The sequence below is a fragment of the Clostridium sp. CTA-5 genome (assembly GCF_054768135.1).
In genome coordinates this window covers 266,587-282,753 of sequence record NZ_BAAAAT010000005.1, presented here as the reverse complement: position 1 = coordinate 282,753, position 16,167 = coordinate 266,587, and the positions used below count along the sequence as shown (strand labels likewise).

Sequence of the window (16,167 nt, the reverse complement as noted above, 5' to 3'; positions counted from 1 at the left end):
ACTATTTTCCGATTTGTTTAGCAACTTCTTCAGCGAAGTTTTCTTCAACTTTTTCGATTCCTTCTCCTCTTTCGAATCTTACATATCTATTAACTGTAATTGGAGAACCTACTTCTTTAGATTTTTCTTCAATAAACTTAGTTATTGTTTTATCTCCGTCTTTAACCCAAAGTTGTTCAAGAAGACAAACTTCTTTATAGTACTTTTGAATTCTTCCCATAACCATTTTATCAACGATTTTTTCTGGTTTTCCTTCATTTAGAGCTTGAACTCTGTAGATTTCTTTTTCTTTTTCAATAGCGTCTTGATCCACTTGATCTTTTGATAAGAATAATGGATTTGCAGCAGCTATTTGCATACAAAGTTCTTTTGCTACTTCTTCAACTACTGGTGATTCTGTATCACAAGCAACTTCTACTAAAACTCCGATTCTTCCGCCACCATGGATATAGCTCTTAACTACACCATTATCTAATGAGAATTTAACAAATCTTCTTACAGTCATGTTTTCGCCAAGTTTAGCGATCAATCCTGTTAAAGCTTCAGTAACTGTAGCTTCTCCATCAAATTTTCCATTAACAAACTCTTCTACTGTTGTAGCTGATGTTGTAACAGCTATTTTAGCTAAAGTATCAGCGAATGCTATAAATTCATCATTTGCAGCAACGAAATCTGTTTCACAGTTAAGTTCAACAATTGCTCCGCTCTTTTTATCTTCAGAAATATATGTTTTAACTAGACCTTCAGCAGCAACTCTTCCTGATTTCTTAGCAGCAGCCGCAAGTCCTTTTTCTCTTAATACTTCGATAGCTTTTTCGATATCACCATCTGTTTCTGTTAATGCTTTTTTGCAGTCCATCATTCCTGCGCCAGTTCTTTCTCTTAATTCTTTAACTGATTTTGCAGTTATCATTATTAAATTCCTCCTTAAATATCTATTAATCCTTATATTTAGTTTAATAATTTATCAAACTAAATTTTAGAAGAACTTATCTAAGAGTATACGTTTATATTAGACTTTATAAAAGTTAATTTTCTATATTCTTAGATAAAGGTAACCCTTGCAATTTAGGGTAGAAGACAAAACATATATGTTTTGCCTTCTATTATCTAAACTATTCAGCTAATTCTTCGCCTTGTCTTCCTTCCATGATAGCATCAGCCATTTTAGCAGTTATTAACTTAACAGCTCTTATAGCATCATCATTACCAGGAATCACATAGTCAACTTCTTCTGGATCACAGTTAGTATCTACAATAGCAACTACAGGTATTCCAAGAATTTTTGCTTCTGATATAGCATTCTTTTCTTTTCTTGGATCAACTACGAACATAGCACCTATGTTACCTGCATCTAAGTTTTTGATACCGCCAAGATTCTTTTCTAGTTTTTCCATTTCTCCCTTTAATTTTATAACTTCTTTCTTAGGAAGAACTTCGAATGTTCCATCTTCTTGCATTGTTTCTATTTCAGCTAATCTCTTAATTCTTGCTTTAATAGTACTGAAGTTTGTTAACATTCCACCTAACCATCTATTGTTTACAAAGTGCATGTTGCTTCTGATAGCTTCATCTTTGATAGCTTCTTGTGCTTGCTTCTTTGTTCCAACGAAAAGTACATCTTTACCTTCAGTAGCTACTTCTTTAATAAAGTTGTAAGCTTCTTCAGCCTTTTTAACTGTTTTTTGAAGGTCTATGATATAAATACCATTTCTTTCTGTGAAAATATATGGAGCCATTTTAGGGTTCCATCTTCTTGTTTGGTGTCCGAAGTGTACACCTGCTTCTAATAATTGTTTCATTGATATTACTGACATTTTGTTACCTCCTTGGTTTTTACCTCCATCATCTTCTACTCACAATTCTTCCCTAAAAGGGCACCAAAATTATGAATTGGATAATGTGTGTATTTGTTACCTTAAACAGTATAACATAAGGTATTTAAGGTATCAACAAAAAAAAATCTTTTTTTTATTTATTTCAATAAATAATTTAATAAAATAAAAGAAACTAAGTTTTGCTTAGTTTCTTTTATTTATAGCTCGTCTAATTTTAATATAGAATATACCAATAATTCAAAATATTATTTTATTTTTTTAAGTTCTTCTAATAATTTTTCATTTAATACTCTAATATAAGTACCCTTCATTCCTAAAGATCTAGATTCAATTACTCCTGCACTTTCAAATTTTCTTAATGCATTAACAATAACACTTCTAGTTATTCCTACTTTATCAGCAATTTTTGAAGCAACCAAAAGACCTTCATTTCCATTTAGTTCTTCAAATATATGTTCTACTGCTTCTAGTTCTGAATATGAAAGAGTACCTATAGCTAATTGAACAACAGCTTTTTTTCTTGTTTGCTCACTAATTTCTTCTTGCATTGCTCTAAGCATTTCCATTCCTACTATAGTAGCACTATACTCTACTAATACTAAATCATCATCAGTAAATTCTGTACCAAATCTTGCCAATATAAGTGTACCTAATCTTTCTCTACTTCCCATAATAGGAACTATTGTAGATACCTTATCTTTTGCTTTGCAATCTCCGATTTCAGCAAATACACATCTACCTTGATTATAAAGATTAGCTAAAGTTTCATTACTTTCTAAAAGTGTAAGGTTATAATCTTCTGGAAATTGTTTATCTTCTATAACTTTTTTCTTCATTGCTTCACATTCAAAGCCTTTAGAAAAAGTATATCCTAGAACTTTACCTTTTTTGCTTACTATATATGCATTACATTCTAAAACTTCACTTAAAAGTGAACATATATCTTGAAATGCTAAAGGATCAGTTCCTGATTTTTGTAAAATTTTATTTAATCTTCTTGTCTTATTTAATAGAGACGACATCTTTTATCCTCCTTGTTAACCTCACAATAATATTTGATTATACAAACAGAATATAATCTTTTTGAAAATTCTTAATTTAATGAATTTTCTTGTAAGTCCTAATAGTTTTAGTCTATCACATAAAATATAGGTTTACAACAGTATTTTTTTAAATTCGACATAATAATATAAGTATTTTTTATATTTAGGCTATTCATTTTTTTCTTCAGGTAATTCTTTGGTATAATCACATTCTTGATTAGAACATTTAACATAATTTCCTTTATTTTTTGAGTATTTAAGAACCATATAGGAATTACACTTAGGACATTTTTCCTCAACTGGTTCATACCAAGTTACAAATGTACATTCAGGATATCCTGAACATCCAAAAAATTTCTTTCCTTTTTTGCTCTTTTTGACAACTATTTTCTTTCCACATTCAGGACATGGAACATCTAATTCTTCAACTATAGGTTTAGCATTCTTACATTCTGGATAACCCGGACAAGCTAAAAATTCCCCATACCTTCCTCTTTTTATTACCATCATACGTCCACATTTATCACATTTAACATCACTTACTTTATCTTCTATAACTACTTTAGATATTTCCTTTTCTGCTTTTTCAATAGCTTCTTTTAACGGAATAAAGAATTCTTCAACTATTTTAGTCCAATTTTCTTTTCCTTCTTCAACATTATCAAGCTTTTTCTCCATATCTGCAGTAAAATCCACATCTACAATTTGTTTAAAATATTCACTCACTATATTATTTACTATAAATCCTAGTTCTGTAGGAATTAAATTTTTCTTTTCACGAACTACATAAGCTCTTCCAAGCAATGTTGAAATAGTTGGAACATAAGTACTAGGTCTTCCAATACCTTTTTCTTCTAATAGCTTAACAAAAGAAGCTTCTGTATACCTTGGAGATGGTTGAGTAAAATGTTGTTTTCCTTCAATAGAAGAACTGCTTAATTCTTCTCCTTCTTCTAATATAGGTAAAGTAACTGATTTTTCATCATCTTCATTTAAATATTCATATAATTTCATAAAACCGTCGAATTCTATTGTTGAACCAGATGCCTTCAATTTATATTCTCCATTTAATATATCAATTGAATTTGTATTTAAATTGCATGATGCCATTTGGCTAGCAACAAATCTATTCCATATTAAAGAATATAATTTATATTGTTCAGGTGTTAAATTTTTCTTTGCAACTTCTGGAGTAATATCAACATACGTAGGTCTAATAGCTTCATGCGCATCTTGTATATTTTTCTTTCCTTTATATACTCTTGGTGAAGCTGGTAAATACTCTTTTCCATATTCGTTTTCTATAAACGTCTTAGTGCTTGCTTGTGCTTCATCTGAAATTCTTACAGAATCTGTTCTCATATAAGTAATTAAACCAACAGTGCCATATCCTTTTACTTCTACTCCTTCATAAAGAACTTGTGCAATTGACATAGTTCTTTTAGTCATAAAATTTAATTTTTTACTTGCATCTTGTTGAAGAGTACTTGTTGTAAATGGTGGTAAAGGATTTTTAATTTTTTTTCCTTTTTTTATTGATTTTACTATAAATTTATCTGCATTTAATTCTTCTATTATTTTATTAGCTTCTTCTTCAGTATTAATTTCAAATTTTTTACCTTTATATGTTGAAAGTCTTACCGGGAATTTTTTTCGTTCTTTTTTTAATATACAATCAACTGACCAATATTCTTTTGGAACAAAAGCCTTAATTTCCTCTTCTCTATCACATATTAATTTTAATGCTGCTGATTGCACTCTTCCTGCACTAAGTCCCCATTTAACATTTTTCCATAAAATCGGACTTATTTCATAACCTACAAGTCTGTCTAATATTCTTCTGGCTTGTTGTGCATCAACTAAATCTAAATCTACTGTTCTCGCTTGTTTTATAGCCTCTTTAACCGCTGTTTTAGTAACCTCATTAAAAACTATTCTGCAATTTTCTTCTTCAGATATTTTTAAAATATTAGCTAAATGCCATGAAATTGCTTCTCCTTCACGGTCGGGGTCAGTTGCCAAATATACTTTATCAGCTTTTTTAGCAGCTTTTCTAAGCTTATCTATTAATTCTCCCTTACCTCTAATAGTTATATACTTAGGTGTATAATTATTTTCTATATCTACACCTAATTTACTTTTGGGCAAATCTCTAACATGCCCCATAGAGGCTTCCACGATATAATTTTTTCCTAAATATTTGCCGATTGTTTTTGCTTTTGCCGGCGACTCTACAATTACAAGTTTTTGACCCATAGCTACCACTTCATAAAAATTTTATGAAGTACTCACCCCCTAAATTCTTTAGATTATTTTTATATAGTAATTACCAGGAAGGCAAATTATTTCATTCTTTATTTGCATTTCAAATAATAACGCATATAAAGCCCCTCTGTCAACACAGGTATTTTTAAATATCTCATCAATATGAACCGGCGAATCCGTAATAATGTCTAAAATTTCACTTTTTTCTGGCCTAATTGGCATAGGTCTTATATTTATATTATTTCCTTCAAAAAACCTATACAAATCTTCCACCTCTGTTAAAATTTCACATCCATCTCTTATCAGTTTATTAGATCCAGCTGATCCTTTATATAAGATAGAACCTGGTACAACTAAAACTGGCTTACTTTGTTCTTGTGCTTTTCTAGCTGTAATCAAAGAACCACTTTTTTCTGTTGCTTCTATAACGATTACGCCATCACTTAATCCACTAATTATTCTATTTCTTAATGGAAAATTGCACTTTAACGGTGGCATTCCAAATGGAAACTCTGAAAGAATTAATCCATTTTGAATAATTTTAGAAAATAAAACTTTATTTTCTGGAGGATAAACAATATCTATACCGCATCCTAGCACTACTATTGTTTCACCATTATTTTCTAATGAAGTTTTATGAGCAATAGAATCTATTCCTCTTGCTCCACCGCTTATAATCGCTATATTATTAGTAATAATCTCCTTTGTCAAGAGCTTTGTTACAGCCAAACCATAATTAGAGCATTTTCTTGCACCTACAATGGCTAAAGATTTTTTATTTATTAAGTCAATATTTCCTTTATAAAATAAATAATAAGGTGGATTATCCATTTGCCTTAACTTCTCTTTATATAAAGGATTAGAGTAGGTTATATATCCTACTCCACTCTTATTTAATAGTTTATTTAAATTTATTACTTGATATAACAAATTATTCTTTTCAAAATTTTTTAATTTTTTTGATAAACTCTTGTTTTGTTTTAAAATGTCCTCAAAATTATTATATATATTTTCTTCATTTTCATACTTATCTATTAATTTAATTTTTTGATTATTACTTATATCTAATAACATTAACCATAATTCATAATTAATCATATAAATTCTCCTTTTACTATTTATATAACTTCTCCATTTATATTTTTTCTATAACTAAAAGCCTCTAATATATGGCCTTCTAAAATTTCTTCACTTTTTTCTATATCTGCTATTGTTCTTGCTAACTTAATTACCTTTCCATATCCTCTTAGGGATACACTAGAAGTATTATAATAATGTTTTAATATTTGTTCACATTTCTTACCTATTTTACATATATCAAATATATCTTTTCCTTTTATATCAGAATTATATTTATACTTAGTATTTTTAAATCTTTCTTTTTGAACTTCTCTTGCTTTCATTACATTTTCTTTCATTGCTTCAGAATCATAGGAATCTTCCCTCTTTTCAATATCTTCATAATTTAATCTAGGCACAAAATTTAATATATCAATTCTATCTAACAAAGCACTTGAAAATTTTTTAAAATACTTTTTAGTATGATATCCTGAATATAGTCCACCATCTAAAACCTCATCTTGTCTTTCTTCTGTCGGATTAAAGGCACCCACTAATAAAAAATTAGCTGGCATTGTATAACTTCCACTAATTCTAGTTATATTAATATGTTTTTCTTCTAATGGTTCTCTTAATGCTTCTAAAACATCTTTTTTAAATTCTAATACTTCATCTAAAAATAATATTCCATTATGTGCTAGTGTTATTTCTCCAGCCTTAACTTCTCTTCCTCCGCCAGTTAAAGCCGTTTTTGTTGTTGTATGATGTGGCGCTCTAAAAGGACGTCTTAAAACTGAATTTTTTATCATAAGACCTGATGCACTATATATCTTAGCAACCTCTATTAATTCTTCTTTAGATAATGGTGGTAATATTGATGTTAATGCTTTTGCAAGCATTGTTTTTCCTGATCCTGGTTCCCCGTACAGTAGTATATTATGATTACCAGCAGCAGCAATTTCTAATGCTCTTTTAGAGGAATATTGCCCTATAACTTCTCCATAATCTAATATTCCTATATCATTGTCTCTAACTATTAAATTAGCATTCTCATAAGGAAGTAAGTCATTATATGTAATATAAGAAATAACTTCTTTTAAATTCTTAAATGGATAATACTTTCCTTCTTCAAAATAATAACTTTCTTCTAGATTTTCATAAGGAAAAATGAATTTATTTATGTCTTTCTTTATGCCTTCTATTATTATTGGTATTGTTCCTTTAACACTTTTTAATTCTCCAGATAAAGATAATTCTCCAAATACTATATGTTCATTTGTTAAATTATTTTTTATCTGCCCAGATGCAATAAGTATTCCTATTGCAATAGGTAAATCTAAAAGCGAACCTATTTTCCTTACATCGGCTGGCGCCAAATTAATAGTTATCCTCCCTAAAGGAAAATCAAAACCACTATTTAAAATAGCTGCCCGTACTCTTTCTTTTGATTCTTTAACAGATGTATCTGCAAGACCTACTATTGAAAACATGGGTAGACCCTTTGATATATCAACTTCTACTTCTATTAAAAATCCTTCTAAACCGTTATTTGTTGCACTTATTATTTTTACAGACATATATATCACCCCTTTAAGATTATAGACATAGATTACCAAATTAATCATATTAACATTTTTTTCGAATGATTTGCTTTTTGAAACATGTGTCGAAAAAAATTATAGGGAAATATATCTTATTTTTTTATATCCTTTGTAAATATTTTTATAAATTACATTTTTATATAAGTTATTATTAGATTTGAATTTATTATAAATCACTAAAAGAATCTTTTTGATAATATTCTTATAAGATATGTATAAAGTTTATTTAAGTAGTTAATTAATAAAATAACGATTTTTAAGCTTTATCTAACAATTAGAACTTAATAATATGTTTTAGGAGAATTTATTAATGAAAAAATTAAACAAAGATATTGGTGATTATTGTGAATTATTAGCAAAAAATTATTTAATTAAAAATAAATATAAAATTTTGGATTGTAATTTTAGAAATTTTTTAGGTGAGATAGATATTATCTGTTTAAAGAATGATATATTAATAATATTAGAAGTAAAAGGAAGATATAATTATGATTATGGAATGCCAAAAGAAGCTGTATCTATTTCTAAACAAAATTCTATAATAAAAGTTACCAAATCATATATGGTCTATAAAAATATTCAATATATAAATGTAAGATTTGATGTTATTGAAGTATATTTAAATCTATATAATCAATTATTTAAAATAAATCATATAAAAGATGCTTTTAGATTATATTAAAAATCGTCCTACAAATGTTTTTCTTTACATTTATAGGACGATTTTTTTAATTGTGCCTTATTAAATATTATCAGATAAAATTTTAGTTAAAAAACTATCTCTATGTATATCACACTTTCCATATTTTTTTAATCCATCTATATGTTTTTGTGTTCCATATCCCATATTATTTTCAAAATCGTAATAAGGATATTTTAAAGCATATTCAGTCATAAGCTTATCTCTATAAACTTTAGCAAGTATCGATGCTGCTGCAATACTTGCACTTTTAGTGTCTCCTTTTATTACAGATTTATTATCTATTTTTACATTCTTAATTAAATATCCATCTGATAAAACTAAGTCTGGTTTTATTTCTAAAGAATTGCATGCATCTAGAAAAACTTTATTATTTGAAAAAGCTATTCCTTTCTCATCTATTTCATAACTTGATGAAATTCCTATATGATATGCCAACGCTTTTTCTTTAATAATCTCTGCAAGTTCCTCTCTCTTACTAGGTTTTAACTTTTTTGAATCATTTAAATATAAAATTAAATTTTCTTCTAATACATCTAAATCCAAAATAACAGCACAAGCAACAATTGGTCCTGCTAAAGGTCCTCTTCCAACTTCATCAACCCCTGCAATAATCTTGTAATCTCCAAAAGATTTATCAAAATTATACATTGTTTTTACTCTTTTAATTTCATTTAAATATAAATTTAATTCTTTCTTTATATGATTTCCTAGTGAAGATACATTCTTTCTTTTATCATTTAATAAAACTTCAATTAAATCTATTAGTTGTTTATTTTTATAATTTTCTTGAATCGAAATACAATTTATCTCTTCTTTTATGTTTTTATATGATAATTTACTTATGTCAAGATTAAGAAAGTTCTTCATTTTTAACACCTGGACGTTCTAATGATATTTTTCCGATTTTTCCACCTCTAAATTCATCTAATAAAATAACTGCTATTCTATTATAGTCAATTTGACCACCTGAAATTAATGTACCTCTTTTTCTTGCTATAGCGTTTAAAGTTTCTAATGGATCTTCAAAAGTTTCTAATATCTTATATCTCTCTTTTAGTTTATCAGCATAGTACATTTGTAATCTTTCAACAAGCTTATAAGAAAGCTCTTCGATATCCATTATTTCATCCTTTATAGCACCTGTAAAAGCTAAGTTTAAAGCTGTTTCATCATCCTCAAATTTAGGCCATAATACGCCTGGAGTATCTAAAAGTTCTATACCTATAGAAGTTTTTATCCATTGTTTACTCTTAGTAACCCCTGGTCTATCTCCTGTCTTAGCTATACTATTTCTAGCCATTTTATTAATAAAAGTTGATTTACCTACATTAGGAATACCTACTACCATAACTCTAGTGGTTATATTAACCATTCCCTTTGCTTTTAACCTATCGTGTTTTTCTTTTAGTAATGATAATAACAGTGGTTTAATAGCCTTTAATCCATCACCTTTTAAACAATTTACTTCTAATACCTTAACCTCTTCTTTTATTAAATCTTTAATCCATTGTTTAGTAACCTTATCTTCTGTTAAATCACTTTTATTTAAAAGTATTATTCTTGGTTTACCTTTTAATAAATTATCAATATCTGGATTAGCCGAACTTCTTGGTATTCTAGCATCTCTTATTTCTATGACAGCATCAACTAACTTTAAATTTTCTTTTATCTCTCTTTGGGTTTTTTTCATATGCCCTGGGAACCAATTAATTGCCATTTGTTATTCCTCCTTAAATGTATATGTTCTAATTAAGTTAATACATTTATAATTTTTATTTAATTTTTATAAAAATTAATATCTATATTAACATTATCCTCTTTAGAATCATATATAATAATTTTTTTATATAAGTTCTTTACTATAATAGTTAAATTATAGAATTTATAAATATCGTAAAAGTTATATTAATAAATAAATTTTATTAGAACTTATATACTTTTAATTAACTATTTATTTTTATAAACTTAATTTTTATTCTTTAGATTATCTAGCCTTATTTTCTCTAAACTTCGTTTAATAAAATTATCTTAAATTCTAATTTTTATATCTGTTACAAGTTTACATCTACAGTAAAATCATAAAAAGTAATATTAAATAAAGATGGATAATTGCAACATCTTTATAGTATTCTAGAGAATAAAAAGGGGCTTAAAGCCCCCCAATCAGCATACTTTTTATTTAATATAGAAAAAAAGAGGACTGAAACAGTCCACCTTTTAATCTAACTATCTAGTTAATAATTCTTTAACTTTTGCAGCCTTACCAACTCTATCTCTTAAGTAGTAAAGTTTAGCTCTTCTTACTTTACCTCTTCTTGAGATTTCGATCTTTTCGATTATTGGTGCATGCATTGGGAATGTTCTTTCAACACCACATCCATAAGCAACTCTTCTTACAGTGAAAGTTTCTCTTAATCCACCGTTTTGTTTCTTAATTACAGTACCTTCGAACATTTGTACTCTTTCTCTTGTACCTTCTTTAACCTTAACATAAACTTTTACGTTATCACCAATCTTAAAGTTTGGTAGGTCAGTTCTTAATTGTTCAGCTTCAATAGCTCTTATTATTTCGTTCATTGTGCATTCCCTCCTTAAAAGATAATTTGACGTTCTTAACAGAATTTCTACGTGACAGAGGAACGCCCGTACTAGCACAGAGTCAATAATAACATATTTTTTTATATGTTTCAATATAATTTATTTATTTTTTATTCCTAAAAGTTTTTTATCTTCTTTTGTTAAATTAATATTTTTATATAAATCTGGCCTTTTTTGTTTTGTTATATTTAATGATTGTAGTCTTCGCCATTTTCTTATATTTTCATGATGACCTGATAAAAGTATTCCCGGTACACTCTCACCTTCAAATTCATATGGTCTTGTATACTGAGGATATTCTAACAACCCATCTGAAAATGATTCTTCCATAAAACTTTCTTCTTTTCCTAAAACTCCCGGTATAAGCCTAAGTATAGAATCAATAACTGGAATTGCAGCCATTTCACCACCTGTTAAAATAAAATCACCTAAAGAAAATTCCATATCAATATATTTATATACACGTTCATCTATTCCCTCATAATGTCCACACAAAAATATTAATCCATCTTCTTTTGATAATTCTTTTGCAACTTCTTGATTAAATGTTTTTCCTCTAGGACCTAAAAAAATCACCTTAGCATTATTAGTTTCTTTAGCAACTTTTATTGTATCTACAATAGGTTGAGGAGCCATAACCATCCCAGCACCTCCACCATATGGATAATCATCTACTTTTTTATGCTTGCTTAAAGTATAATCACGTATATTAAATATATCAAAATTTATTATATTATTTTCTTGTGCTCTTCCTATAATGCTATGATTAAAAATTGAAAACATTTCTGGAAATAATGTAAGTATACTAATCTTCATCTTGCCACTGCCCAACTGGTTTAATTACTATTTTCTTTTCTGTTATATCAATACTTAAAACTATATCTTTTAAAACAGGAATTAATAATTCTTTAGGCTCCTTTATCCAGTATACATCATTATTAGGAGTATTTATTACATCAAATATTTTTCCTAGTTCTACTCCTTCAGTATCATATACGTTGCAACCTATTAGATCTACAATATAATATGTATCTTCTTCAAGTGGCTGTTGCTCATTTCTAGGTGTCTCAATATATTTTTGTTTATAAGTTTCAGCATCATTCATAGAGTCTATACCTTCTATTTTTAAAATAACTCTATCTTTTTGAAATTTAACACTTTGTATTTCTCGTTCTTCACCATTAATTAAAACAGTTTTTAACTTTTTAAACTTTTTAACATCATCAGTTAATGGATATACCTTAACTTCCCCTTTAATTCCATGAGTATTTATTATTTGTCCAATCTTAAATAACTCCGCCAATATTTTCACTTCCTTCAGCTTTTTGTTTAATTCATATATATTTTACTATATTATAATCAATGTTGATATTTTATTATAATATTAAAACAAGTTTTTATACTAAAATATCAACACTGATTTTAAAATATAATCTTTATTTTAAATGCTTAAAAAGAGTTAGGACTAACCCTAACTCTTTATTTTTAAATAATTTCTACTATAACTCGTTTATTTTGTTTAATGGCTACGGATTTTATAACGGTTCTTATGGCTTTTGCTATTCTTCCTTGCTTACCAATAACCCTGCCCATATCTTCTGGGGCTACTTTCAACTCTAAAATTATTGATTGCTCTCCAATTATTTCATTAACAGTAACTTCATCTGGATTATCAACAAGTGATTTAGCTATAAACTCAACTAATTCCTTCATAAACCTCTATAATTAGTAATACTAATTATAGACTTCACCTCCACAAAATTACTTGCTAATACCTGCTTGAGCAAAAAGCTTTTTAACTACATCTGTTGGTTGTGCACCATCTTGTAACCATTTGTTAGCTTTTTCTTCGTTAATCTTAACTTCAGCTGGTTCAGTTATTGGATTGTAGTAACCAATTTCTTCGATGAATCTACCATCTCTTGGGCTTCTTGAATCTGCAACAACTACTCTGTAGAAAGGTGCTTTTTTAGCTCCCATTCTTCTTAATCTAATTTTAACTGCCATTTTAATTTCACCTCCTTCAAAAAATAACTATCTATAATTCTACTCTAGAAAGGCATCTTTCCAAACAAACCTTTTTTAGCTTGTTTTTGTAATGATTTCATTTGTTTCATGTTCTTTTTCATCATATCATAGCTTTTCATGAGTTTATTAACTTCTTGTACTGTTGTACCTGCTCCTTTTGCTATTCTCTTCTTTCTAGAACCTGCTGTAGATCCTGAAGTAAGCAAACTAGGATTTCTTCTTTCTTTAGCTGTCATTGATTGAATTACAGCCTTTGTTTTATTCATAGCTTCTTCACCTTTAGCTAAATCAACACCTTGAAGTTCTTTTGAATTCATTCCAGGTATCATTTCTAAGATTTTGTTTAAAGGTCCAAGCTTTTTCATTTGTTCCATAGCCATTAGGTAATCATCAAAATTAAATTCTTGATTTAACATCCTTTTACCTAAATCAGCTGCTTCTTTTTCATCTATTGCTGATTGTGCTTTTTCTATAAGAGACAATACATCTCCCATACCTAAAATTCTTGAAGACATTCTATCTGGATGGAACACTTCAAAATCATTCATCTTTTCACCAGTACCAATATATTTTATTGGTCTATCAGTAATTGTTCTGATAGAAAGTGCAGCTCCACCTCTAGTATCACCATCTAACTTAGTTAATACAACTCCAGTTATATCTAAATCATTATTAAAACTTTCTGCAACATTTACTGCATCTTGACCTGTCATCGAGTCAACAACTAAAAGTATTTCTGACGGCTTAACATTTTCCTTAATATCTTGTAATTCCTTCATAAGACCTTCATCTATATGAAGTCTACCAGCTGTATCTATAATAACAACATTATTACCATTATCTTTAGCATGAGCTATACCAGCTTTTGCAATATCAACTGGATTAACTTTATCCCCCATAGAGAATACTGGAATTTCAATTTGCTTTCCAACTACCTCTAATTGTTTTATAGCTGCTGGTCTATAAATATCACATGCAACTAATAATGGTTTTTTATTGTTTTTTCTAAGTTGTAATGCAAGTTTACCACACATTGTAGTTTTACCTGCCCCTTGTAAACCAACTAACATAATAACTGTAGTGCCTGAACTAGAGTAATTAAGTTTACTCTCACTTCCACCCATAAGATTAGTAAGTTCTTCGTTAACTATTTTAATAACTTGTTGCCCTGGTGTTAAGCTTTCAAGTACTTCACTTCCAACACATTTAGAGCTAACATTTGAAATAAATCCTCTAACAACTTTATAGTTAACATCTGCTTCTAATAATGCAAGCTTTACTTCTCTCATGGCTTCTTTTATATCTTTTTCAGTTAGCTTTCCTTTACCCTTTAACTTTCTAAAAGTTTCCTGTAATTTTTCGCCTAAACCTTCAAAAGCCATGTTTACCTCCTCCTTATAAATTTTCTAGTCTTTCTTTTAATATTAAATATTCATCGTTATTTATAGAATACTTTTCTTTTATATCTTCTAAAAAATTCATAATATCTTTTTCTCTTTTTATACTCTTTTGAAGTAAGTTAAGCTTACTTTCATATAACAGAAGTTGTTTATAGCATCTTTTAATTAAATCATGAATTGCTTGACGACTTGTTTTGTTTAATTCAGCTATTTCTGCTAAAGATAAATCGTCATTATAGTACAATTCCATAATGCTACGTTGTTTTTCAGTTAATAACGGACCATATAAATCCATAAATAATGAAATTTCAACTCGATCTTCCATAAAATCACCTTACCCACAAAAGAGATTTTAACAGGATTTATTATAGCTGTCAAGTATTTTTACTTAACAGCAGATTTTTTAATACCATTCAAAAGTAATATACCAGTATATTTATATATTTTCCTACTTACTTTGTCAGACAAATAATCTAATAACCGATTTTTAACTTATTTTTCTTCTTACATTTGAAACAAAATTTACAGTATATCTTTAAGATATTGTTTTTATTTAATATATATATGTTCTAATTAAGTTATTATCTTTATAAATATTCTAAGATTTATATTAACGGACAAATTTTATCAGAACTTATATACTTAAATTAATGCTTCTGCAAAACTTTCTGCATCAAATTCTTGTAAATCATCTATTCCTTCTCCTACCCCTATATATCTAACAGGAATATTTAAACTTTGTTTTATAGAAAGTACTACCCCTCCTTTTGCAGTTCCATCTAATTTAGTTAAAATTATACCATCAATCGGGCATACTTCCATAAATTGTTTTGCTTGAATAACTGCATTTTGACCTGTTGTTGCATCTAGTACTAATAAAGTTTCTTTTTTTACACCAACCAATTCTCTATCAATTATTCTATTTATCTTTTCTAATTCATTCATTAAATTCTTTTTATTATGAAGTCTTCCTGCAGTATCACATATCAACACTTCAGTATTTCTAGCTTTTGATGCTTCAATAGCATCAAATACTACTGCTGCTGGATCTGCTCCTTCTGTATGTTTTATTAAATCAACCTCTGCTCTTTTACTCCACACTTCTAGTTGGTCTATTGCAGCTGCTCTAAATGTGTCTGCTGCAACAAGTAAAACTTTTTTTCCATTTCTTCTATTTTTAGCTGCTAACTTTCCTATTGATGTAGTTTTTCCTACGCCATTAACTCCAATTACTAGCATCACTTTCTTTTCATCATTATTATCTTCATAGTTACCTTCTAAAAGCATTTCTTTTATTACTTCTTTTAATGCTGGTTTAACTTCTTGTGGATCATTGATTTTTTCTTTACGTATTTTACTTCTTAATCTTTCTATTATATCTATAGTTGTATCCATACCTATATCAGATGTTATTAATATTTCTTCTAATTCTTCATATAAATCTTCATCTATAGATATAGCTATATTTAAAGCTTCATTTATTTTATCAGTTAAGTTATCCCTAGTTTTAGTTAATCCATCTTTTAATTTATTAAACAAATTTCCAAACAAGTCTAATTCCTCCTAAATTTTAAGTATATTTATACTATAATACAAATGTTATTTCAAAACATAACTTTATAGTAATATCTA

Annotated in this window: 17 protein-coding genes; 1 reads left to right on the top strand and 16 read right to left on the bottom strand. The window is 28.0% G+C overall.

Annotated elements, in window-relative coordinates; all coding sequences use genetic code 11:
* Nucleotide 1 precedes the first annotated feature (1 nt).
* From tsf to ACYUET_RS11960, 6 genes are all read right to left on the bottom strand, one after another.
* On the bottom strand, nt 2-913 hold the full coding sequence (tsf, locus tag ACYUET_RS11985) for a translation elongation factor Ts (RefSeq protein ID WP_460279890.1): 912 nt from the start codon (nt 911-913) through the stop codon (nt 2-4).
* A gap of 202 nt (nt 914-1,115) precedes the next feature.
* Nucleotides 1,116-1,817 (bottom strand): 30S ribosomal protein S2, encoded by a 702-nt coding sequence (gene rpsB, locus ACYUET_RS11980; protein ID WP_460279888.1) that lies wholly within the window; start codon nt 1,815-1,817, stop codon nt 1,116-1,118.
* Nucleotides 1,818-2,083: 266 nt separating this feature from the next.
* The gene (gene codY / locus ACYUET_RS11975) at nt 2,084-2,860 is read right to left on the bottom strand and encodes a GTP-sensing pleiotropic transcriptional regulator CodY (RefSeq protein ID WP_460279886.1); all 777 of its coding nucleotides are present in this window, start codon (nt 2,858-2,860) and stop codon (nt 2,084-2,086) included.
* A gap of 189 nt (nt 2,861-3,049) precedes the next feature.
* Nucleotides 3,050-5,137 carry a type I DNA topoisomerase gene (gene topA, locus ACYUET_RS11970; RefSeq protein ID WP_460279884.1) on the bottom strand — a complete coding sequence of 696 codons (2,088 nt, stop codon included), beginning with the start codon at nt 5,135-5,137 and terminating at the stop codon, nt 3,050-3,052.
* Between the two features lie 48 nt (nt 5,138-5,185).
* On the bottom strand, nt 5,186-6,244 hold the full coding sequence (dprA, locus tag ACYUET_RS11965; protein ID WP_460279882.1) for a DNA-processing protein DprA: 1,059 nt from the start codon (nt 6,242-6,244) through the stop codon (nt 5,186-5,188).
* A gap of 20 nt (nt 6,245-6,264) precedes the next feature.
* Nucleotides 6,265-7,782 (bottom strand): YifB family Mg chelatase-like AAA ATPase, encoded by a 1,518-nt coding sequence (locus ACYUET_RS11960; protein WP_460279880.1) that lies wholly within the window; start codon nt 7,780-7,782, stop codon nt 6,265-6,267.
* A gap of 334 nt (nt 7,783-8,116) precedes the next feature.
* On the opposite strand from ACYUET_RS11960, the gene ACYUET_RS11955 reads away from it, so the two are divergent.
* On the top strand, nt 8,117-8,488 hold the full coding sequence (locus tag ACYUET_RS11955) for a YraN family protein (protein ID WP_460279879.1): 372 nt from the start codon (nt 8,117-8,119) through the stop codon (nt 8,486-8,488).
* A gap of 60 nt (nt 8,489-8,548) precedes the next feature.
* Here the strand turns inward: ACYUET_RS11955 and ACYUET_RS11950 are convergent, their stop codons facing one another.
* From ACYUET_RS11950 to ftsY, 10 genes are all read right to left on the bottom strand, one after another.
* Nucleotides 8,549-9,376 (bottom strand): ribonuclease HII, encoded by an 828-nt coding sequence (locus ACYUET_RS11950; RefSeq protein ID WP_460279877.1) that lies wholly within the window; start codon nt 9,374-9,376, stop codon nt 8,549-8,551.
* Complete coding sequence (gene ylqF, locus ACYUET_RS11945) at nt 9,360-10,226, bottom strand: ribosome biogenesis GTPase YlqF (protein WP_460279875.1); 867 nt, start codon at nt 10,224-10,226, stop codon at nt 9,360-9,362. The genes ACYUET_RS11950 and ylqF overlap by 17 nt, the downstream gene beginning before the upstream one ends.
* A gap of 509 nt (nt 10,227-10,735) precedes the next feature.
* Nucleotides 10,736-11,086: a 50S ribosomal protein L19 gene (gene rplS, locus ACYUET_RS11940; RefSeq protein WP_460279873.1), complete on the bottom strand. Its 351-nt coding sequence runs from the start codon at nt 11,084-11,086 to the stop codon at nt 10,736-10,738.
* 120 nt (nt 11,087-11,206) lie between these two features.
* Complete coding sequence (gene trmD / locus ACYUET_RS11935) at nt 11,207-11,923, bottom strand: tRNA (guanosine(37)-N1)-methyltransferase TrmD (protein ID WP_460279871.1); 717 nt, start codon at nt 11,921-11,923, stop codon at nt 11,207-11,209.
* Nucleotides 11,913-12,410 carry a ribosome maturation factor RimM gene (gene rimM / locus ACYUET_RS11930; RefSeq protein ID WP_460279870.1) on the bottom strand — a complete coding sequence of 166 codons (498 nt, stop codon included), beginning with the start codon at nt 12,408-12,410 and terminating at the stop codon, nt 11,913-11,915. The genes trmD and rimM overlap by 11 nt, the downstream gene beginning before the upstream one ends.
* Nucleotides 12,411-12,592: 182 nt before the next feature.
* Complete coding sequence (locus tag ACYUET_RS11925) at nt 12,593-12,820, bottom strand: KH domain-containing protein (protein WP_219778819.1); 228 nt, start codon at nt 12,818-12,820, stop codon at nt 12,593-12,595.
* A gap of 48 nt (nt 12,821-12,868) precedes the next feature.
* Complete coding sequence (gene rpsP, locus ACYUET_RS11920) at nt 12,869-13,114, bottom strand: 30S ribosomal protein S16 (protein ID WP_219778820.1); 246 nt, start codon at nt 13,112-13,114, stop codon at nt 12,869-12,871.
* Between the two features lie 44 nt (nt 13,115-13,158).
* Nucleotides 13,159-14,517 carry a signal recognition particle protein gene (gene ffh / locus ACYUET_RS11915; RefSeq protein WP_460279868.1) on the bottom strand — a complete coding sequence of 453 codons (1,359 nt, stop codon included), beginning with the start codon at nt 14,515-14,517 and terminating at the stop codon, nt 13,159-13,161.
* A gap of 13 nt (nt 14,518-14,530) precedes the next feature.
* On the bottom strand, nt 14,531-14,860 hold the full coding sequence (locus ACYUET_RS11910) for a putative DNA-binding protein (RefSeq protein WP_460279866.1): 330 nt from the start codon (nt 14,858-14,860) through the stop codon (nt 14,531-14,533).
* A gap of 317 nt (nt 14,861-15,177) precedes the next feature.
* Nucleotides 15,178-16,086, bottom strand: a complete 909-nt coding sequence (ftsY, locus tag ACYUET_RS11905; RefSeq protein WP_460279865.1) for a signal recognition particle-docking protein FtsY — start codon at nt 16,084-16,086, stop codon at nt 15,178-15,180.
* Nucleotides 16,087-16,167: the final 81 nt, after the last annotated feature.